The sequence below is a fragment of the Mycobacteroides immunogenum genome, assembly GCF_001605725.1.
In the GTDB taxonomy this organism is placed as follows: domain Bacteria; phylum Actinomycetota; class Actinomycetes; order Mycobacteriales; family Mycobacteriaceae; genus Mycobacterium; species Mycobacterium immunogenum.
Genome location: NZ_CP011530.1, coordinates 116,421 through 136,292, shown reverse-complemented (window position 1 = coordinate 136,292; position 19,872 = coordinate 116,421). Strand labels below are relative to the sequence as shown.

At 65.8% G+C, this 19,872-nt stretch carries 20 protein-coding genes; 10 read left to right on the top strand and 10 right to left on the bottom strand.

What is annotated here, in order from left to right:
- Nucleotides 1-143 precede the first annotated feature (143 nt).
- The gene (locus ABG82_RS00690; RefSeq protein ID WP_043077468.1) at nucleotides 144-1,301 is read left to right on the top strand and encodes a Rieske 2Fe-2S domain-containing protein; all 1,158 of its coding nucleotides are present in this window, start codon (nucleotides 144-146) and stop codon (nucleotides 1,299-1,301) included.
- Nucleotides 1,298-1,555, top strand: a complete 258-nt coding sequence (locus tag ABG82_RS00685; protein WP_043077469.1) for a hypothetical protein — start codon at nucleotides 1,298-1,300, stop codon at nucleotides 1,553-1,555. The genes ABG82_RS00690 and ABG82_RS00685 overlap by 4 nt, the downstream gene beginning before the upstream one ends.
- On the opposite strand, the gene ABG82_RS00680 is transcribed toward ABG82_RS00685, so the two are convergent.
- The 4 genes from ABG82_RS00680 to ABG82_RS00665 form a co-directional block, all read right to left on the bottom strand.
- Nucleotides 1,552-2,472, bottom strand: a complete 921-nt coding sequence (locus tag ABG82_RS00680) for an alpha/beta hydrolase (protein WP_043077470.1) — start codon at nucleotides 2,470-2,472, stop codon at nucleotides 1,552-1,554. The two genes, ABG82_RS00685 and ABG82_RS00680, sit on opposite strands and share 4 nt — an antisense overlap.
- Nucleotides 2,469-3,314, bottom strand: a complete 846-nt coding sequence (locus ABG82_RS00675; protein ID WP_043077471.1) for an IclR family transcriptional regulator — start codon at nucleotides 3,312-3,314, stop codon at nucleotides 2,469-2,471. The genes ABG82_RS00680 and ABG82_RS00675 overlap by 4 nt, the downstream gene beginning before the upstream one ends.
- Nucleotides 3,315-3,495: 181 nt before the next feature.
- A complete protein-coding gene (gene bphC, locus ABG82_RS00670) occupies nucleotides 3,496-4,395 on the bottom strand; it encodes a biphenyl-2,3-diol 1,2-dioxygenase (protein WP_043077472.1) in 900 nt (299 codons plus the stop codon).
- Nucleotides 4,395-5,576 carry an acyl-CoA dehydrogenase family protein gene (locus ABG82_RS00665; protein WP_043077473.1) on the bottom strand — a complete coding sequence of 394 codons (1,182 nt, stop codon included), beginning with the start codon at nucleotides 5,574-5,576 and terminating at the stop codon, nucleotides 4,395-4,397. The genes bphC and ABG82_RS00665 overlap by 1 nt, the downstream gene beginning before the upstream one ends.
- A gap of 143 nt (nucleotides 5,577-5,719) precedes the next feature.
- On the opposite strand from ABG82_RS00665, the gene ABG82_RS00660 reads away from it, so the two are divergent.
- Genes ABG82_RS00660 through ABG82_RS00645 form a run of 4 tightly spaced genes read left to right on the top strand, consistent with a single transcriptional unit; the run spans nucleotide 5,720 to nucleotide 9,809 of the window.
- A complete protein-coding gene (locus tag ABG82_RS00660) occupies nucleotides 5,720-7,321 on the top strand; it encodes a flavin-containing monooxygenase (RefSeq protein WP_043077474.1) in 1,602 nt (533 codons plus the stop codon).
- Nucleotides 7,318-8,112, top strand: coding sequence for a mycofactocin-coupled SDR family oxidoreductase (locus tag ABG82_RS00655; protein ID WP_078343397.1), 795 nt, complete (start codon nucleotides 7,318-7,320; stop codon nucleotides 8,110-8,112). Before ABG82_RS00660 ends, ABG82_RS00655 begins: the two co-directional genes overlap by 4 nt.
- A gap of 1 nt (nucleotide 8,113) precedes the next feature.
- Nucleotides 8,114-8,944, top strand: coding sequence for a mycofactocin-coupled SDR family oxidoreductase (locus tag ABG82_RS00650; RefSeq protein ID WP_043077475.1), 831 nt, complete (start codon nucleotides 8,114-8,116; stop codon nucleotides 8,942-8,944).
- Between the two features lie 28 nt (nucleotides 8,945-8,972).
- Entirely contained in the window at nucleotides 8,973-9,809 is an 837-nt protein-coding gene (locus tag ABG82_RS00645; RefSeq protein WP_043077476.1) for a sulfurtransferase, read from the top strand.
- Here ABG82_RS00645 and ABG82_RS00640 read toward each other — a convergent pair.
- From ABG82_RS00640 to ABG82_RS00625, 4 genes are all read right to left on the bottom strand, one after another.
- Nucleotides 9,806-10,192: a DUF1304 domain-containing protein gene (locus ABG82_RS00640; protein ID WP_005062707.1), complete on the bottom strand. Its 387-nt coding sequence runs from the start codon at nucleotides 10,190-10,192 to the stop codon at nucleotides 9,806-9,808. The genes ABG82_RS00645 and ABG82_RS00640 overlap by 4 nt on opposite strands.
- 26 nt (nucleotides 10,193-10,218) lie before the next feature.
- Complete coding sequence (locus tag ABG82_RS00635) at nucleotides 10,219-11,478, bottom strand: MFS transporter (RefSeq protein ID WP_456152419.1); 1,260 nt, start codon at nucleotides 11,476-11,478, stop codon at nucleotides 10,219-10,221.
- Complete coding sequence (locus ABG82_RS00630; RefSeq protein WP_016341521.1) at nucleotides 11,471-12,109, bottom strand: GntR family transcriptional regulator; 639 nt, start codon at nucleotides 12,107-12,109, stop codon at nucleotides 11,471-11,473. Before ABG82_RS00630 ends, ABG82_RS00635 begins: the two co-directional genes overlap by 8 nt.
- Nucleotides 12,110-12,183: 74 nt before the next feature.
- Nucleotides 12,184-13,092 carry a sterol desaturase family protein gene (locus ABG82_RS00625; RefSeq protein ID WP_043077478.1) on the bottom strand — a complete coding sequence of 303 codons (909 nt, stop codon included), beginning with the start codon at nucleotides 13,090-13,092 and terminating at the stop codon, nucleotides 12,184-12,186.
- Nucleotides 13,093-13,117: 25 nt separating this feature from the next.
- Here ABG82_RS00625 and ABG82_RS00620 point away from each other — a divergent pair, with 25 nt between their 5' ends.
- Nucleotides 13,118-13,894 (top strand): helix-turn-helix transcriptional regulator, encoded by a 777-nt coding sequence (locus tag ABG82_RS00620; RefSeq protein WP_043077514.1) that lies wholly within the window; start codon nucleotides 13,118-13,120, stop codon nucleotides 13,892-13,894.
- Between the two features lie 22 nt (nucleotides 13,895-13,916).
- Here the strand turns inward: ABG82_RS00620 and bla are convergent, their stop codons facing one another.
- Entirely contained in the window at nucleotides 13,917-14,840 is a 924-nt protein-coding gene (gene bla / locus ABG82_RS00615; protein ID WP_052510974.1) for a subclass B3 metallo-beta-lactamase, read from the bottom strand.
- A 56-nt stretch (nucleotides 14,841-14,896) separates the two neighbouring features.
- On the opposite strand from bla, the gene ABG82_RS00610 reads away from it, so the two are divergent.
- The 3 genes from ABG82_RS00610 to ABG82_RS00600 all read left to right on the top strand — a co-directional run bounded on the left by ABG82_RS00610 (nucleotide 14,897) and on the right by ABG82_RS00600 (nucleotide 18,459).
- Nucleotides 14,897-16,042 carry an acyl-CoA dehydrogenase family protein gene (locus ABG82_RS00610; protein WP_043077479.1) on the top strand — a complete coding sequence of 382 codons (1,146 nt, stop codon included), beginning with the start codon at nucleotides 14,897-14,899 and terminating at the stop codon, nucleotides 16,040-16,042.
- 95 nt (nucleotides 16,043-16,137) lie between these two features.
- Nucleotides 16,138-17,394, top strand: coding sequence for a lipase LipE (gene lipE / locus ABG82_RS00605; protein WP_043077480.1), 1,257 nt, complete (start codon nucleotides 16,138-16,140; stop codon nucleotides 17,392-17,394).
- A gap of 114 nt (nucleotides 17,395-17,508) precedes the next feature.
- Nucleotides 17,509-18,459 (top strand): epimerase, encoded by a 951-nt coding sequence (locus tag ABG82_RS00600; RefSeq protein ID WP_234708007.1) that lies wholly within the window; start codon nucleotides 17,509-17,511, stop codon nucleotides 18,457-18,459.
- On the opposite strand, the gene ABG82_RS00595 is transcribed toward ABG82_RS00600, so the two are convergent.
- Entirely contained in the window at nucleotides 18,456-19,856 is a 1,401-nt protein-coding gene (locus ABG82_RS00595) for a mycothione reductase (RefSeq protein ID WP_043077482.1), read from the bottom strand. The two genes, ABG82_RS00600 and ABG82_RS00595, sit on opposite strands and share 4 nt — an antisense overlap.
- Nucleotides 19,857-19,872 lie beyond the last annotated feature (16 nt).

The following is a 19,872-nucleotide window of genomic DNA, read 5'->3' as shown; positions in this document are numbered from 1 at the left end:
CGGCAGCGAGGCTAAGCCGATACACGCCACCCCACGCCCGGGTTTCCCTTCCAGCGGGAGACGACGGTCAATCGCCACACACGATGTCCGGTGAGCGGACCAACCCCCTGCTACGGCAGGAATTCGGTTGTTAGAACGGGTCTATGACGACAGCCCAGTCAGATACCGAATCCGGTGCCGCGGCGGTTCGGAACATCGAAGCCGACGCGGCGCCGGCACGATTCGCCCGTGGCTGGTATTGCCTCGGCCTCATCCAAGACTTCGGAGATGGCAAGCCGCATGCGGTCCACGCTTTCGGCCAGAAGCTTGTGGTCTTCCGCGCGGGGGATGGCACGGTGAGTGTCCTGGACGCGTACTGCCGGCATATGGGCGGCGACCTCAGCCAAGGCGACGTGAAGGGCGACGAAATCGCCTGCCCGTTCCACGATTGGCGCTGGGGCGGTGACGGGCGCTGCAAGAAGGTGCCCTACAGCCGCCGGACACCCAAGCTGGCACGGACCGCCACCTGGACCACCCTGGAGCAGGACGGCATGCTGTTCATCTGGAACGACCCACAAGGCAATCCGCCTCCCGAAGACGTCACCATTCCCCGCATCGAGGGAGCCGATAGTGACGAGTGGACCGATTGGCATTGGTACACAACAGTTGTCAACACCAATTGCCGCGAGATCATCGACAATGTGGTCGACATGGCGCACTTCTTCTACGTGCACGGCGCCGTGCCCACGTACTTCAAGAACATCTTCGAGGGACACATCGCGACCCAATACATGAACACCGGAGAGCCGCGCGCCGATCTACCCATCCCCGAGGGCGTGCAGATGACCGGACAGACATCCGTCGCGTCGTATTACGGCCCGTCATTCATGATCGACGATCTGACGTACCACTTCGTCGGGTACGACTCGAATTCGATCCTGATCAACTGCCACTACCCGATCGACGCCAATTCCTTCGTGTTGCAGTACGGCATCATCGTGAAGAAGTCGGCGGGGCTGTCCGACGACGACGCACTGGCCGCCGCCGTCACACTGGGCGACTGGATCAAGGCCGGCTTCGAGCAGGACGTGCAGATCTGGAAGAACAAGGCGCGCATCGACAATCCGCTGCTGTGCGAGGAAGACGGCCCGGTGTACCAGCTGCGCCGCTGGTACGAACAGTTCTATGTGGACACCGCCGAGGTCACCTCCGAGATGACCGATAGGTTCGAGTACGAGGTGGACACCACCCGTCCGGGTGAGGTGTGGAAGGCACAGGTTGAGGAGAACCTCGCTGCCATGGCCGCGAGCGCGTCATCGTGATCCGCACGGATAACCGTCTGGCGGATTCGCCGATGGTGCCGGTGGACTGCCAACGCTGCGGGGCCGAGGTTTTGGCGCGCAAGAGCAGCTGGCAGCAGACCAGCGTGCAGTGGAATACCGAGGCCGAGACGCGGTGCCCGGAGCGCCGGAACTGCACCGGTTTGTTCCTGGTGTGCTCGGCGTTGCGTGGCTCGATTCTTGATGCCGCGCGCAGCGGACGACTGCCGGTGCTGGCCGGGGAATACGGGGTTTAACCGAGCAGGTCGTTGACATCGCGGCATAGCCGTTCGATCGCCACACCGGCCAGGTCAGTCCCCAGCATGGTCATGAATCCGTGAACCGCGTTGTCATAGCACCTGTACCGCACCGGTACGCCCGCTTCTCGCAGGGCGCTCGCATAGGCCTCACCCTCACTGCACGGCGGGTCAAAGCGTGCGGTGACGACCACCGCGGGTGGCAGCCGCTCCAGGTCGGCGTGCAGCGGCGCCGCATACGGGTGTCCGCGCAGCCCATGATCAGGCAGGTACTGGTCCCAGTACCATCGCATCGCGGCACGCGTGTTGTAGTAGCCGGTCGCGAACCGACGGTAAGACGGGGTATCGAAATCCGCGTCCAGCACCGGATAGATCAGAATCTGGCCCGCCAACGCGGGCCCACCCAGGTCGCGGGCCATCAACGTGGTGACCGCGGCCAAATTCCCTCCCGCACTGTCACCGCAGACCAGCACCCGTGCGGGGTCACCACCGAGCGTGCGGGCATTACGCACCACCCAACACGCCGCCAGGAACACGTCCTGGGCCGCCGTCGGCCATCGATGTTCCGGCGCGCACCGATAGCCGACCGATACCACCACCGCGGGTGTCTGAGCGGCCAGGCGGCGACACAGCTCGTCATGAGAATCCAAGTCGCAGAACACGAATCCGCCACCATGGGCAAACACGACGGTGGGCAGGGGTCCTGGCGTGTCGGGGCGGTACACCCGGATCGGTATCTCACCGCCCGGTCCGGAGGCGCGTTCATCGGTCACCGCACGCATACGTGTGGGCTCAGTGGGCGGCGCGTACCGGGCACGGATCGCCGCGCGCGCCTGCGCGCCGGTCATCGTTTCGACGCGCGGGAAGCCCTCGTTCAGCGCCGGCAGCAGCGCCGCTATCTGAGGATCGAGACTCACGCGTACTGCAGTGTGCGCGAGCTCATCTCGCGTCGCGCGGGGGCGGGGCGCAGCGGCCGGATCGGCTGCAATGTCGGGGCCACCCGGCTTGGGCCGTTCTCGACGTTGCGCCAAATCCCCATCGCCGTCATCCGGACGGGGGCCACCAGACGCTGATCAAAGCTCATCCGCGCCATGGGCCCGCACACCGAAACCGCCGCGACCGCATCGCCGATACTGCCGATCGGAGCAGCCACACAGCCGATGCCCTGCTGCAATTCCTCGCGATCAAAGGCCACCCCGTGCCCCCGCACCTTGTCGAGCTCCGGCCGCAGTTGCGCGGCCGAGCCGATGGAGAAGCGTGTCTTGCGGGCCAGCGCGGTAAAGCCATCCAGCGTGTCACCCCGGTACGCCAGGATGGCCTTCCCGGATGCGGTGCAGTGCGCGGGCTGGCGCCCACCGATGCGGGTAGTGACGGCCGCGCCCATCCCGGCCCCGATCTTCTCCAAGTAGACGACGTCGGCGCCGTCGAGGATGGACAGGTGGACCACCAGGCCGGTGGCGCGATGCAGCTCGTGCAGCATCGGCAGCGCCGCCGCGTGCAGCCGATCCTGATGCACCGCGAGGGAGCCCAGCTCGACCAGCCGGGTACCCAGCTCATAGTCACGTCCATCACGCCGCAGCCAGCGCAATTGCACCAGCCGCTCCAGCATCCGGTGCACGGATGAGCGGGGGAGACCGGTGCGGCGCACCAGCTGCGCCAGCGTAAGCCGGCCCGGACCGTCGAAGGCGTCCAGCAGCAGAGACACCCGATCGATGACGGCGCTCGGGGTGGTCGCATCGGCGGTGATGGTGGTTGTCATGGTGCCCTCCCACGGCTTTGGGGTCTCGGTCACATATGACTATTAGTCATATACCTTTTTGTACCATGAGTGTGTCTGCCGCCACAACCCCGGCTCACAAGTGCCCCTAGCAGACGTATAAGCCCCCAGCACACCGTGTGTTTGGGGGCTTATACGTCTATTCGGTGAGACCAGGGTGGGGCTACATGGCGGCGAGCGGCTCGCTGCCGGACCAGTCGTGGCCCCAATAGCTGTCTGCGGTGATTTCCTCAGCGGTGTAATACGTTTCGTCGACAAGTACCCCGTCGGTGCCGAACTCGATATCCCATCCGCCGGGTGCCCGGACGTAGAACGACACCATCTTGTCGTTGGTGTGCCGGCCCAGCGTGGAGGACACCGAGTAGCCGTCCTTGAGCACGCGATCGAGGGCCTGTCCGACGGCGTCGAGACTGTCCACCTCGACCATCACATGAACCAGCCCGGGCGCACCGCCGTGCGGCGCGGGGCATAGCGCCAGACTGTGGTGGCGCTCGTTGATGCCCAGGAAACGCACCCGCATCGGGCCGAACTCCGGCGGAGCGGGAATGCGAAACGCACCCCGCGGCCGGAACCCCAGCACCTCGGTATAGAAGGTGAAAGCGCCGTTCGGGTCGGTAACCGGCAACACCACATGCCCGAGCCCCTGGGCGCCGGTGACAAATCGCGCGCCGTACGGCGTCACCACCGGGCTGTGGTCCAGCACCGGACCATGGAAAACCTCGACGGTGGTGCCGACGGGATCGGTGAAGGTCACCACCTCCTCGACCCGGCGCACCTCCGCCTCATCGGCGGACAGCTGTTTCACACCGATGCCGGCCCCTTCCACTGCTCGCACGGTCTCACGCAATGCGGTGCCGTCGCGCACTTCCCAGCCGACGGTGACCACCTGATCCGTTTCTCCGGGCACCACCACGATGCGTGCGGCCCGTTCGTCCATGCGCAGGTACAGGGCCTCGGGATCGGGCCCACTGCCTTCGGCAAAGCCCAGCACCCGCAGGGCGAAATGTCGCCAGCGGTCCATGTCCTGGGTCTGGATGGTGATGTATCCCAAGCTTTTCAGCATCAGATCATCGCCCTCAGCGGGCCCTGCGGTTCGATTCCCAGCGAGCTGAGAGCCGACGCGTGAAACACCGTGCTGGGCACGTGAATAGCGTGCGCGAGCCCGGTGTGGGCGTCACGCCAATAACGTTGCAGGGGCTTGTCCAAGCGCATCGCGTTACCGCCCGAGCGGGAGAAGATCTGGTCGACGGCCATCACGGCTCGCCACGCCGCACGCACCTGGGTGCGACGGCCCGCGGCGCGGTCGGCGAAGGACACCTCCTTACCGGAATCTACGATGTCCCAGATCTTGTCGACGTTGGCAAGAATCTCCTGGCGCGCGGCATTGATATCCGCGGCGGCCTCCCCGATCGCGAACAGCACGTACGGATCGTCCTTGACCGCCGTGCCTTGGGCGCCGACGCGCTCGCGCTGGTAGTCCAGGTGTGCCGCCAACGCGCCCTCGGCGATGCCGATCACCGCCGAGCTGATGCCCAGCGGGAACATCGTCGACCACGGCATCCGGTACAGGGTGTCCGTCATCCCGGCCTTGCGCTGCGCGGTGCCGTCGATCACCTCGTCGCCGTCCATCACCCGGTACGCCGGGACGAATGCGTCCGCGACCACGATGTCCTTGGATCCGGTGCCGCGCAGCCCCACCACATTCCAGGAATCTTCGACGATCTGGTAGTCCGTTCGCGGCAGGATCATGTGCAGCATCTTCGGTGGCATCACGGGCTTGCCGTCGGCATCGCCCAGCAACGCGCCCAGGATGATCCAGTCACAGTGGTCGGTGCCCGAGCTGAACTGCCAGCGCCCGTTGAAGAGGTAGCCGCCGTCCACCGGGGTGGCCACGCCTGTTGGCGCATAGGGGGAGGCCATCCAGATGTCCTGATCCTTGGCCCACATCTCCTCGGCGACCTTGGGGTCGGCAAAGGCAACCTGCCAGGGGTGTACACCGACAACGCCGCAAATCCATCCCGATGCCGGATCGAGTGCGGCGGTGGCCATTACGGTTTCGGCGAACTCACGAGGATGCACCTCGTAGCCGCCATGGTTCTTGGGTTGAAGTAGCCGGATGGGTCCGGCCGCCTTGAGCATCTTGGCGGTCTCGTCGGGCAGCTTGCCCAGCTTCTCCGCCTCCCAGGCCTGCTCACGCAGCTGGTCGGCGAGATCGTTGATGCGATCGAGTACGCGTTCGGTCATGGGCACGATAGTGCGCTCGCGGCGCCGCCACCATAGGGCCTTTTCCCGATCAGCGGTCCGTTGGATCCGACCGCCCGGTCACTGGGAACGCAGGCTCGCCGAGAACCGCTGCGGCCCTAGCGTGACCAAGTGTGAAAGCCCTCGTGAAGAACTTCGACGTGGTGGTGGTCGGCGCCGGCTTCGCCGGGTTGTATGCCCTGCAACGGCTGCGGTCGCAGGGTCTGTCGGTCATCGTGTTCGAAGCGGGCACGGACGTGGGCGGCACCTGGTTCTTCAATCGCTACCCGGGCGCGCGCTGCGATGTGGAAAGCATCGACTACTCGTATTCGTTCTCTGATGAGCTACAACAGGATTGGGATTGGACGGAGAAGTACGCCACCCAAGAGGAAATCCTGCGTTACATCAATCATGTCGCCGACCGGTTCGACCTGCGCCGCGATATCCGCTGCGACACCCGTGTCACGTCGGCGGTGTTCGACGAAGAGCACCTGCTGTGGTCGGTGCGCACCGACCGGGATGACGCGGTGACCGCCCGGTTCTGCGTGCTGGCCACCGGCGCGCTGTCCACCGCGAACATGCCCGATATCGCGGGCCTCGGCTCCTTCACCGGGGAGCTGTACCACACCGGGCATTGGCCGGCGGCCGGGGTGGATTTCACCGGGAAGCGGGTCGGGGTGATCGGCACCGGTTCCTCGGGCATTCAACTGGTGCCGATCGCCGCGCAAACCGCGCAGGAGCTCTTCGTTTTTCAGCGCACCGCCAACTACAGCGTGCCCGCGGGTAATACCGTGATCACGCCGCAGCGGCGGGCCGAGGTCAAGGCGACCTATGACGAGCGGCGCCGGCTGTCCAGGGAAAGCGGTGGCGGTTCACCGCATCAGGCTCATCCGCGCAAGACGCTGGATATCTCCGCGGAGGAGCGCCGCGCCGCGTTCGAGAAGCGCTGGAATCTGGGCGGTGTCCTTTTCGGAAAGACCTTCCCGGATCAGACCACCGATATCCGCGCCAACGACGCGGCCCGCGCCTTCTTCGAGGAGAAGGTGCGGGCCGTCATCGACGATCCTGCCGTTGCCGACGTCCTCATACCCACCGACCATCCCATAGGAACGAAGCGGATCTGCACGGACACCAACTACTTTCAGACCTACAACCGCAGCAACGTGCATATCGTGGATCTGCGAGCCACCCCGATCGAGTCCATCGATGGGCAGGGCATCGCCACCGCCGCACAGCATTACGGCCTCGACATGATCGTGTTCGCCACCGGCTTTGACGCCATGACCGGATCGCTCAATCGCATCGACATCCGCGGCCGCGGAGGGCAGCCACTCGCGGATGCTTGGCAGGCCGGTCCCCGCACTTACCTGGGCCTCGGAGTCGACGGGTTCCCCAATCTGTTCATCGTGACCGGTCCGGGTAGCCCTTCGGTGCTTGCCAATATGGTGCTGGGCGCCGAGCAGCACGTCGACTGGATCGGCGATCTGCTCAACCACATGGCCGACCATGGTTTCTCGACGGTGGAGGCCCAGCCTCGCGCTGTATCCGACTGGGTGGCCGAATGCAACGAGCGAGCCGCCTCCACCATGTTCCCCCAGGCCAATTCGTGGTATCTGGGCGCCAATATCCCTGGCAAGCCAAGGGTTTTCATGCCGTTCATCGGCGGGTTCGGGGTCTACGGCACCATCTGTGCCGACGTCGCGGCCAGCGGGTACAAAGGCTTCACCTTGACCGGGAGCAACGCGTGACCCGGCTGGCCGGGCGCGTTGCCGTCGTCACAGGTGCCGGAAAGGGTATGGGGCGCACGCACTGTGCGCGCCTGGCCGAGGAAGGCGCCGACGTGATCGCCATCGACCTGCCCGGTTCGCAAGAACTGCCCCACACCGCCGCCACCGTCGAACAGCACGGTCGTCGTTGCGTGCGAGCGTGCGCAGATGTCCGTGACGCCGCGGCACTGACCGAGGCCATCGACACCGGGGTGCGGATGCTCGGCCGACTGGACATCGTGGTCGCCAATGCCGGGGTCTACGACGGCCTGGCTCCATCATGCGAGCTCACCGAGGACTCCTGGCGGCGCGCGCTGGACGTGAACCTCACCGGGGCCTGGCACACGGTCAAGGCCGGTGCCGCCCACCTTCTGGACGGCGGCTCGGTGATCATCATCAGCTCCACCAACGGGCTCAAGGGCACCGCCCACACGGCGCACTACACCGCAAGCAAGCATGCCGTCGTCGGCTTGGCTCGTACGGCCGCCAACGAACTGGGGCCGCAGGGTATTCGGGTGAACACCGTGCATCCCGGCGCGGTAAGCACCGGAATGATCCTCAACCCGGCGGTCATCGCACGGCTGCGCCCCGATCTGGAGCACCCCACTGTCGAGGATGCCGCCGAGGCGCTGGCGGCCCGCACCCTGTTACCGGTGCCGTGGGTAGAAGCCGTCGACATCAGCAACGCGGTGGTCTTCCTGGCCTCCGACGAAGCGCGGTACATCACCGGCACCCAGCTGGTGGTCGACGCCGGACTGACACAGAAGGCATGACGTGACTGGACGATTGACGGGCAAGGTGGCCCTGGTGACCGGCGCCGCCCGGGGCATCGGGCGCGCTCAGGCGGTGCGTTTCGCGCAGGAGGGCGCCGACATCATCGCGCTCGATATCTGCGCCCCGGTACACACCACCATCACCCCGCCGGCCACTCGCGCCGACCTCGACAAGACCTCGGAGCTCGTCGAGTCGGCCGGGCGCCGGGTCATTCCCGGGGTGGTGGACGTGCGCAATCTGCGCGATGTGCAGACCTTCACCCAGGACGCGGTCACCGAGTTTGGCGGGCTCGACATCGTGTGCGCCACCGCCGGCATCACCTCGCGTGGGATGCTGCTGGATATGCCCGAGAGTGATTGGCAGACAATGCTTGACGTCAATCTGACCGGAGTGTGGCACACCACCCGCGCGGCCACACCGCACCTGATAGCGCGTGGCGGCGGCGCGATGGTGCTGGTCAGCTCCATCGCCGGGCTGCGCGGGCTGGTCGGGGTGTCGCACTACGTGGCGGCCAAGCACGGCGTGGTCGGCCTCATGCGCGCACTGGCCATCGAACTTGCCCCCTACAAGATTCGGGTCAACACGGTGCATCCGACCAACGTCGATACCCCGATGATTCAGAACGAGCACGTGCGGGGGATGTTCCGGCCCGACCTCGAAGAGCCGACCCGCGAGGATTTCGCCGTCGCGGCCAAGACCATGAACCTGCTCGACCTGCCGTGGGTGGAGCCGAGCGATATCGCCAACGCCTCGCTGTTCCTGGCCTCGGATGAGGCGCGGTACATCACCTCGGTGAGCCTTCCCGTCGACGCGGGCAGCACCCAACGATAGGAGCCCATCAGCGCGTACCGTCACCGGTATGGACGTGCTCATCTCGCCCTCCGAACTCGCTGACCGGCTGACTGATGTCCGGCTGCTGGACGTGCGCTGGACAGTCATGGCGCCGAACGGTCGTCCGGCCTACCTGGCGGGTCACCTGCCCGGCGCGGTGTTCGTGGATCTCGATGCCGACCTCGCCGATCACTCCGCCACTGGTCGCGGGCGCCATCCGCTGCCCACGCCGCAGGCTCTTCAGGCCAGCGCCCGCCGCTGGGGTCTGAACGACGGCGACGCCGTGGTGGTCTACGACGATTGGAACGGGCAGGCGGCTGCGCGCGGCTGGTGGCTGCTGCGCGCAGCGGGCGTGTCGAATGTCCGGATACTCGATGGCGGCTGGGCTGCCTGGCAGCGGTCGGGTGGTCCGGTCGCGACGGAGGAGGTTGTCCCCGCCGCGGGCGACATCACCATCAACTCACTGCACGGTCTTGCCGCCGTCGACGCCGATGCGGTTGCCGCTCAAGCCCAATCACCAGACAATCTGGTGTTCGACGCACGCGCCGCGGCCCGCTATCGCGGCGATGAAGAACCCCTGGACCCTCGTGCCGGGCACATCCCTGGTGCCGTGTCCGCTCCCACCGCCGAGAACCTGACCGCGGACGGCACCTTCAAACCGGTGGCCGAGTTGCGTGAACGCTTCGAAAAGTTGGGCGCGGGTGCCGCACCCGTCACGGTGTACTGCGGCTCGGGCGTCACCGCCACCCATCAGATCGCGGCGCTTGCCATCGCCGGATACGACGCGGCGCTCTACCCGGGCTCGTGGTCGGAGTGGTCAAGCGACCCGCAACGCCCCGTCGCGACGGGTCCCACCCCGGCCTAGAGCAGTCCGGCTGCCAGCGCGATGATTCCCAGCAGCGGCGGTACCAACTGCTTCAGGGCCGCCGAGGCCTTATCGGGCGATGAGATCAGCAGCACCAGCCCGGCGGCGACCATCGATCCGGCGCCGGTGAACACCAGCGTCGCACCCACCGAGGTACAACCACGCGCCCACAGCACCGTGCCCACGCCGATGGCGATGGCCAGAAACAGGTTGTAGAAACCCTGGTTGAAGGCCAGCGGTTTGGTGATCTCGGCTTCCTCCGCGGTGCGGACCCCGAAGACCTTCCGGGTCTTCTCGCTGGTCCAGGAGATCGACTCCAAATAGAAGATGTACACGTGGATGAGAGCGGCAATGCCCGTCAGTACCAGCCCGGCGATGATCATGCTGCGAAAGCCTAACCGCGCGCCGGCTAACGCAACACCGGCTCACACATTTCCTCGGCCGGTGCCGCCGCGGTGGTGCCCGGCTGTTCGCCGATATCGGTCCGTGAGTTGAGCATCAGCACCACCAAGCAGACCGTGGCCAAGAGTGCGCCACCGCACAGCAGCACCGGATGCGTGAGCACCGGCGATGCGTCGCCGAGCATCGTCAACATCATCGGCACCCCGAAGCCCAGGTAGGTCAGTCCGTAGAAGACGGCGGTGAGTCCGGCCAGGTCCGTCGGCCCGGCAATCCGGTTGACCTCTTGCAGGCCACTGACCAGTGCCGTGCCGTAGCCGGCGCCCAGCACCAGGGCGGCGATCAGAACCAGCGGGATGGTGAGCTGGTGTGCGGCGAGCGCGGCCAGTGCCATACCTGCGGCAACCAGCCCCAACCCGATGATGCCCAGCCGGGCGGTGCCCGCCCGGTCGAGCCTGGGCGCCAGCATCTGGGCGGTGAAGCCGCAGCCCAGGCACACCAGGCAGCACAGCGCGGAAAAGGCGATGCGGTCGCCCGGAAGTGTCGGGGCGATGAGCGTCGGCAGCACCGCATAGGCCACCGCCGCCGAGCCGAACACCCACGGCGCCAACGGCATCACCACAAACAGGAAGCGCCGGCGGCGCGCTGCCGGAATCTTGAGGTCATCGATCAGACGGCCCGGGGCGCGCTCGGCAGCCGATTCTGGAACCGAAAGCGCCAGCATCGCACCGGGAATCGTGATCGCGATGTTGACAAAGAAGGCCAGGTGCTGCGGCCAGGGACCCCACTGCGCCAAGGCACCCGCCACGGCGGCGCCCAGTGCGAATCCTGCCGTCAGGCTCATCGCCCCGCGCCGCGCCCCGGCACCTGGGCGGTCGAACGGCGGCGCCGAAAGCTCCTTGACCCACGAGCTCCCCGCGGCCATCGCCAGGCCCAGCGCGACACCGGAGAACACGCGGCCGGTGAACAGCAGTGCGAAATGTTGTGCACCGAGTGCGAGCACCAGAGAACCCAGCATCGAGACAAACGGTGCGGGCAGCATCACCGCGCGACGGCCGTAACGATCCGAGAGCGGTCCACCCAGGAAAAGGGCGGGGATGATGCCCAGCACGTACGCGAACAGCAGCGTATCGACCGAGGCCGCGGACTGCCCCGCCTGCCGGTACATCACCAGCAGTGGAGTGAATTCGTTACCACCCCAGGCAATTCCGAACATCGCCAGAGCGACACGCTGCCAAGGCGCTAGGCGTGAGAGCAGCCGGCTAGTCAACTTCCGTCACCACTTTCATGTGCTCGACCAATTCGGTGCTGAAGCGGGCCGCATCGCCCGCCGCCAGCGCGTCCACCAGCGCGCGGTGCCCGGCGACCGATCGCGCGACCCGTACCGGGTCCACTCCGATGGCCGCGGCCGCCATCCGGCGCTGGCGCTCCCGGAGAGAGTCATAGAAGTTCTCCAGCAGCGGGTTGCCCAGCTTGGCCACGATCGCGCGATGGAAGTCCACATCGGCCGCCGCGAAACCCGCGGCATCGCCCTGCGCCGCGCGGCCCAACTGCACCTCGATGAGCGCCGAGAGGTCTGACAGCAACGACTGAGGTGCACCCCGCTCGGCGATGCGTGCCGCCGCGGCTCCCTCGATGACGCGGCGGGCGTCGACGACGTGGCGGCGCTCCTCGGGGGTGATGGGCACCACCAGCGCACCGCGTTTGGGATAGAGCCGCAGCCAGCCTTCCGCTTCCAGCCGCAGGAATGCCTCGCGCACGGGTGTGCGGCTGCACCCCATACGCGCGGAGATCTCGCCTTCGCTCAACAGCTCGCCACCAGGGATGTCGCCGTTGAGGATGCTCTCCTTGACGGAGCGGTACGCCTCTTCACTCGCGGAGATGGCCACCGTACGGATCATAGACACAACATGTATCTAAGCTCACCGCCGGTGGCCCCGCAAGCCGAAAGTCGCACCTCACAGGGTGTTCAGTGTCACGTCGAGGGCTGCCGCTCGGTCGCCGTCACCTCAGATTTCACCCCGTCGAAGTGGCACGCACCGCTGGCCCGGAACGGCTCCGCGAGCTGCGCGGTGTACCCGACCGGATAGTTCGGCTTGGCCGCCATACCCAGATCATCACTGTGAAAGCGCCGCGCCGGGTCAAAGGAGAACGTCCGCAGCAGATGGTCCCAGACCAGCGTGAACAGCCCGAAATTGACGTCGCCGATGCCCGCCCATTTGAGGTGATGGAACCGGTGCCCCTCATTGAGCGCCAACACCACTCGCAGACGGCCGATCCGGTAGTCGGCGTTGGAATGCTGCAGCAACAGCTGGACCGCGATCAAGACCGTCAATGCCTCGGCGACCGCCTGCGGCAACCCCATGATCAGAAGCGGCGCCGTCCCCGCGATCAGTTCCAGCCCACCGTGCACGGGATGCTTCATCAATCCGTTGAAGCCGTAGAACCTCTTGATGCTGTGGTGCACGGCATGCAGTCGCCACAGTGCCGGCACCTTGTGGCTGGCGTAGTGCATGAGCGTGATTCCGAAATCGGCGACGGCCGCGGCGATGAGCACCTGCAACACAAAGGGGATCGACGACGGCCACCAGGCGTGGAACGGCGAGAGCAGCGCAACCGCCGGCACCACCAGCACCGTGAGCAGCAGCGCGGTCTCGTTCACGAAGGCATGCGCGGCATCCCGCGGCGCGTCCCCCATCGACTCGTTCCACTCGGGCGAGTAGGGCGCCACCCGCTCGGCGAGGAACGACAGTCCGATCGCCACCAGAATGAGCACTACCATCCACAGCGGTGCCCCCGGCCGATGCGCCAGCGCAATCGCAACCCCGTTGATACCCAACAACATCAGCGGCACGTAGCCGTATCGCACAAACCAAATAGCCATGCAAGCAGTCTTGGTTTTTGTGTGCATGCCGCGCATGTACAGATCCGTTGACCTGTCGCCGATACTCAAAGGCATGGTCTGGACAGGCGCGGCAGTCATCGAACCCGGGCGGCTCGTCTACCGCGGGGCGCTGGGGGATACCCATCGCCATACTCATGCGGCGGTGCAGATCGCCATCGCCCTGGACGGGACACTGCAGCTCACCGACGCGGCCGATCGCAGGGTCAGCACCCGCGCCGCCGTCATTCCCGCGGGAGCGCAACACACCGTGCACGGCGGCACATCGACCGGCCTGATGATCTATCTGGAACCCACCTGCTTCGAAGGCCGCGCTCTCGGCGCGCTGTTCGACGGTGCCGCACGCGACGACGCCGCCGCCTGGTGCGCCGCCGCATCAGAACTCATTGACATACAAGATGCTTCGTCCGCGGCAGAGCGCGTCATCGCCTGTCTCGTCGGCGATGTGCACGCGCCAGAACCACACCAGAGTGTCCGGGAGGCCATCCGGCTGCTGCCCGGGATGCTGACCGGGCCGGTGCGGTTGGCCGAAGTGGCGCGGGTCGTACATCTCTCCGCTGACCGGCTGGGCCGCATGTTCGCCCGAGACACCGGCATGTCCTTCCCGGCGTATGTCCGCTGGGCACGGCTCATCCGCACCATCGAGGTCGCGCGCACCGGAGGCACCCTGACCGATGCCGCGCACGCGGCCGGTTTCAGCGACAGTTCCCATGCCAACCGGGCGTTTCACGAGATGTTCGGCATCACCCCGGTGGAGCTGCACCGCAGTGTGCAGCTGAGCTAGCCCGGGAATGATGAGCGCGCCCCTAGCGCCCTGCCTTCTCCCCGGCGATCCGCTCGTCAAGCTTCGTCTCGAACTTGTCGGCAAGCGCCCGGCACGCGGTCGGCTCGAGCATCGGGTTCGGATCACGTTGCACAGCAAGCCTGTTCAGCTTGTCGATGGCGCCGGACTGCTCGGGATGTACCGAGAACACAATGTCGCAGGGCAGATTGCGCAGGGTCTGGATGCTCTGCCGGAACTGCGATTCCAACGGTGCGATCCGGAAGTCGCCCGAGGACACAGCGTTGATGCTGTCGGCGTAGACCACATTCAGACACCGATCGCCCTCACACGACTCCCAGGTCCAGCTGACTCCTCCCGGCGTGTGGCCTGGCGTGAAATGTGCTGTCACGGCTGCCTTCCCGAGACGCACTACCTCACCGTCGGCGACCTCTCGAACACGCTCAACGGCGGGGAAGGTGGAGTTCGCGGTATCGGAGGCCTGTGGGTCGTCGGGAGCCACGTGGCCATTACGCAACGCTGCGGCGCCCGCGGGGCTCGAGACGGCGGTGGCGCCGCTGTCATGGACCACCGCCGCGACACCACCCACATGATCGATGTGGGTATGCGAGGTCAGCACATACTTCACGTCGCTCACATCGAATCCCAGCGTGCGGATGTTCTGCTCGATCTGGGGCGCCGATTGCGGCATACCCACGTCCAACAGGATCAGACCGTCGTCCGTGCGGATCAGCACCGAACTGATGCCCTCGGTTCCGACGTAATAGGTGTCGCCATGTACACGGATGGGCGCACGTGGCTGGGTCCACACCGGGTCCCCGGCCACCGGCGCGATCAGCGAGCTGTCCTGTTCGTGCTGTTCTGCCGGTTTGGGCAGTTCAGTCTGTTGAGGTGTTGTGGCGCAGCCGGCTGTGAACGCGGCCAGGACGGCAGCGACGAGCAGCTTCATGGTTCTCATCCCTATCACCCCTGCACACGGATTTAGACGCGTGCTTCGATAACACCATGCAACGGACCATCTACACCGAAGACCACGAGGCATTCCGCGAGTCCGTGAAGGCGTTTGTGCAACGCCACGTCGACCCGCGCGCCGAGACGTTCATCGAACAGCGCTACATCGACCGCGATCTCTGGGAAGAGGCCGGTAAGCAGGGCTACCTGGGCCTCGATGTGCCCGAGGAGTTCGGCGGCAGCAGCGCCGGGGATTACCGCTACAACGCGGTTCTCCAGGAGGAGCTGGCCCGCTCCAGCGCGGCACTGGCGTCCTCGATGTCCATTCACTTCGACATCGTCGCCCCCTATCTGGTGGAGCTGACCACCGATGAGCAGAAGCAGCGCTGGCTGCCCAAGTTCTGTAGCGGCGAGATGATCACCGCGATCGGCATGACCGAGCCCTCGGGCGGCTCCGACCTGGCGGCCCTCAAGACGACAGCCGTCAAGGACGGCGACGACTGGGTCATCAACGGCTCCAAGACCTTCATCACCAACGGCGCCCGGGCCGATCTCGTCATCGTCGCGGCACGCACCGCCCCCGAGCTGAAGGCCAAGGGCATCACCCTGTTCGCGGTCGAGGAGGGCATGCCCGGCTTCGAGCGCGGCCGCAAGCTCGACAAGGTGGGCCAGCCCGAAGCCGACACCGCCGAGCTGTTCTTCACCGATGTGCGGGTGCCCGCCGAGAACATCATCGGCGAGGTGAACCAGGGATTCATCTCCATGATGCAGCGCCTGCCCCAGGAGCGGATGGGCTGCGCCGTCGCCAACATCGCCCACGCGGTGGCCGTGCTCGAGGAGACCATCGAATACGCCAAGGAGCGCAAGGCGTTCGGTCAGCAGATCGGCAGCTTGCAGTACAACAAGTTCCTCATCGCCGAACTGGTCACCAAGCTCGAAGCGGCGCAGGTGTACGTCGATCAGGCCGTGCTGGCACACAGCAAGGGCGAACTCACCGCGATCGACGCGGCCAAGGCCAAGTGGTGGTCGTCGCAGGTACAGAACGAGGTCATCGACGCCTGCGTACAGCTGCACGGCGGCTACGGCTACATGAAGGAGTACCGGGTCGCACGTGCCTGGATGGACGCCCGCGTCACCAAGATCTGGGCAGGCTCCAACGAGATCATGAAAGAGCTCATCGGCCGCGACCTGGGCTTCTGACGGGTCGCACCGCGAGCGCTAACGTCGAGTCTGCATCTCACGACGGTTTTGAGCCGCAAAGCGTCGTGAGGCGCAGAGTCGGCCGAAAGGAATCCATGACCGGCACCGAAGACGGGCGCATACGAGTTCCAGCCGATCTGGACTCGGTGACGAATATCGGCAGCGGCGATCAGGCCGAGGACCACTCCGACATCGACCCGGCCTCCGTCGAGCGCATCTGGCAGGCGGCGCGGTACTGGTATCAGGCCGGTATGCATCCTGCGATCCAGGTGTGTCTGCGACACAAGGGCAAGGTGATTCTCAACCGCGCCATCGGGCATGGCTGGGGCAATGCCCCGACCGATCCCGTCGACGCCGAAAAGATCGCCGTCACCACCGAGACACCGTTCTGCGTGTACTCGGCGGCCAAGGCCATCTCGACGACGGTGGTGCACCTGTTGGTGGAACGCGGAGCGCTCTCGCTCGACGACCGGGTCTGCGAGTACTTGCCCACCTTCACCAGCCGCGGCAAGGACCGCATCACCATCCGGCACGTGATGACGCACAGCGCCGGTATTCCGATTCCCACCGGTCCGCGACCGGATATCACCCGGATGGATGACAGCGAGTACACCCGCGAACAGCTCGGGCAACTGCGACCGCTGTACCGGCCCGGTCTGATCCACATGTATCACGCGCTGACCTGGGGCCCGTTGGTGCGCGAGATCGTCCTGGGCGCCACCGGCAAGAGCATCCGGGAGATCCTCGCCACCGAAATCCTTGACCCACTCGGGTTTCGCTGGACCAACTACGGTGTGGCACCGGAAGATGTGCCGTTGGTGGCGCCGAGCCATCCCACCGGCAAGCCACTGCCCGCACCCATGCGCGCGGCCTTCCGGGCGGTGGTCGGCGGGACCATGCACGAGATCATTCCGATGTCGAACCAGCCATTCTTCCTGACCGGTGTGGTGCCTTCGTCCAATACCGTCTCCAACGCGAACGAACTATCCCGATTTGCCGAAATCCTCTGTCGTGGTGGTGAATTGGACGGGGTACGCATCATGTCGCCGGAGACCATCCGAGCGGCGGCGGCACCTGCCCGACGGCTGCGCCCCGATATGGCGACCGGCGGCATGCCGATGCGCTGGGGGACCGGATACATGTTGGGCTCCAAGCGTTTCGGCCCGTTCGGCCGCAACTCACCGGAAGCGTTTGGGCACACCGGGCTTGTCGACATCGCCGTGTGGGCAGACCCCGCGCGCGCCCTGTCCGTCGGCGTGGTCAGCAGCGGTAAACCCGGCAACTACAAGGAGGCCAAGCGGTACCCCGCGCTGCTGGACCTGATCGCCGCGGAAGTGCCGCTCGTCGGCTGAGCAGCGCAGTGAGCGACGCCACCCGTGAGCTAGCTCTCGATTGCCGTTAGCCCACTGCCCACCAGGGCATACTCCAGGCGACGGGTTCCAGCGTCGGAAATCGTTGAAGGGCTGGTGATTATCGTCATGAAGGTCGTCATTGCCGGAGGTAGCGGAGCACTCGGCCGCCGCATCACCACCGATCTGACCGGTCACGGGCACGACGTGGTGGTACTCACCCGTCGCATCAACCCGGACCTGCCCGTTCATCAAGTCCGGTGGGACGGCGAGAACGTCGATGACTGGGCCAACGAACTCGACAGCCCGGATACGGCGTTGATCAACCTGGCGGGCAAGCTTGTCGACTGCCGCCCCACCGCAGACAACATCAGAGCGCTCACCGATAGCCGGGTACTGCCGACCCGCACGCTGGTTGTCGCCAGTCAACAGTTGAAACAGCCTCTCGCCCATTGGGTTCAAGCCAGTACCACCGCCATCTGGTCAGATGCCGGTGAACAGCGCTGTACCGAAAGCACCGATCTGCCCGTCCCGGGGCTACCGCAGATGACCGGAGTCGCCCGGCCATGGGAGCAGGCGTTCGAAGGGGCCAACACCGACCACGGCGTGATACTGCGAACCTCGATTGTGCTCGATCCGGAATCCGTCGCGCTCTCCCGCCTCATCACCCTCACCAAATTCGGCCTGGGCGGCCGGGTGGGCAGCGGTCAGCAATGGTTCTCCTGGATTCATGTCGCAGACTGGCTTTCTCTCGTACGCGCCTGCCTGGGACTGACACCCCAGGTGACAATTCCCGAGGGGGTCCTGGTCGCTGCCACTGATCACCCCGTGCGTAACGCCGAGCTCATGGCAGCGCTCCGCAGGAAACTGCACCGTCCTGGTCCACCCACCCCCGCGTTCCTACTCAAGATCGGCGCGATCGCGCTGCGCACTGACCCCGCGCTCGGGCTAACCGGACGGCATGCCACATCACAAGTGCTGTCGCACAAAGATTTTCGGTTTCAGTTCGACACCCTTGAGGTAGCACTCGCCGACCTGCTCCAACAGGCACGGCCGGGCCAGCGCTAGAGCTCCAACCCGAGTAACGCGTTCTCCACCAGCTCGGGAAGCGCCGGATGAATCCAGTACTGTCCGCGTGCCATCTCACGGACAGGGATGGAGAAGCTCATCGCGGTGATCAACGATTGGATCAGCGCCGAGGCCTGATAGCCGATGATGTGCGCGCCCACCAGCAGCCCCGTCGAACGATCGGCGATGAGCTTGCACAAGCCCTCGGTGTCCTCCATGGCCCATCCGTAGGCGATATCGCCGTACGTCTGCACCTTGACCGCGATGTCGAATCCGCGCTGACGGGCCTGTTCCTCGGAGAGCCCCACCGAGGCCACCTGCGGACGAGTGAACACGGCTCCCGGAACAAACCGGTGATCGCTGGCGGTGGTCGGGGAGTCCCACCCCGACAGCAGATTCGCCTGCACCACGCGGGCTTCGTGGTTGGCCACATGCTTGAGCAGATAATGCGAGCTCACATCGCCCAGTGCGTAGATGCCCCGCACCGGCGTGCGCTGGTACTGATCGACCGGGACACGGCCCTGCTCGTCAAGCACCAATCCGGCCGCCGTGACATCCAGTTGATCCCCATTGGGGGTGCGCCCGGTCGCCACCAGCAGCACATCACCGGTCACCGACGATCCGTCGCTGAGGTCCACCTCGATACCGCTACCGGCCCGGCGGGCACCGGTCACCTCGGTGTTCAGGCGCACATCCCACCTGCCCGACACCACCTCGGTGAAACGCTGCGAAATCGTCTCGTCCTGCGCCCGCAGCAGCCGCGGGCCGCGGGCTATCACCGTGACCGCCGACCCCAATCCACTGAACACGTGCGCGAACTCGGCGGCGATGAAGCCGCTGCCCACGATCACCACCCGGCCTGGCAGCTCCGGTAGCCGCATGATGTCGTCGTTGGTGTGGAACGGCACGCCGCTCTCGGCGATGAGTGGCGGGATGACCGGACGAGAGCCTGCGGCGATCACCACCTGCCGCGCTTCCAGGATTGTCCCGTCGGCCAGCCGCAGCCGGTGCACCGCGTCGCCGTCGGCATCGGCGCTCGGCGCGATGAACCGGGCTTCCTGCTGAAAGACGGTGATGTTCGGACAGTCTTCGACGCGGTAGCGCAGCCCGCCCGCCGCGATGGGATCGATCCTGCCGAACACCCGTTCCCGGATATCGGCCCAGCGGGTACCACTCACCGAACTGTCCACACCCAGACGGGCACCATCGCGTGCCTCATCGGCCAAATCCGCCGGATAGACGAACATCTTGGTGGGTATGCAGCCGACATTCAGGCAGGTTCCGCCGTAGGCGCCGCCGTACACCCCGCGATCCACTATCGCGACCTGCTGATCCGCAAAACGGTCGTCGGGCAACGAGTTTCCACTGCCGGAACCGATGATGACGAGGTCGTACACCTGTTCTCCATCTCTT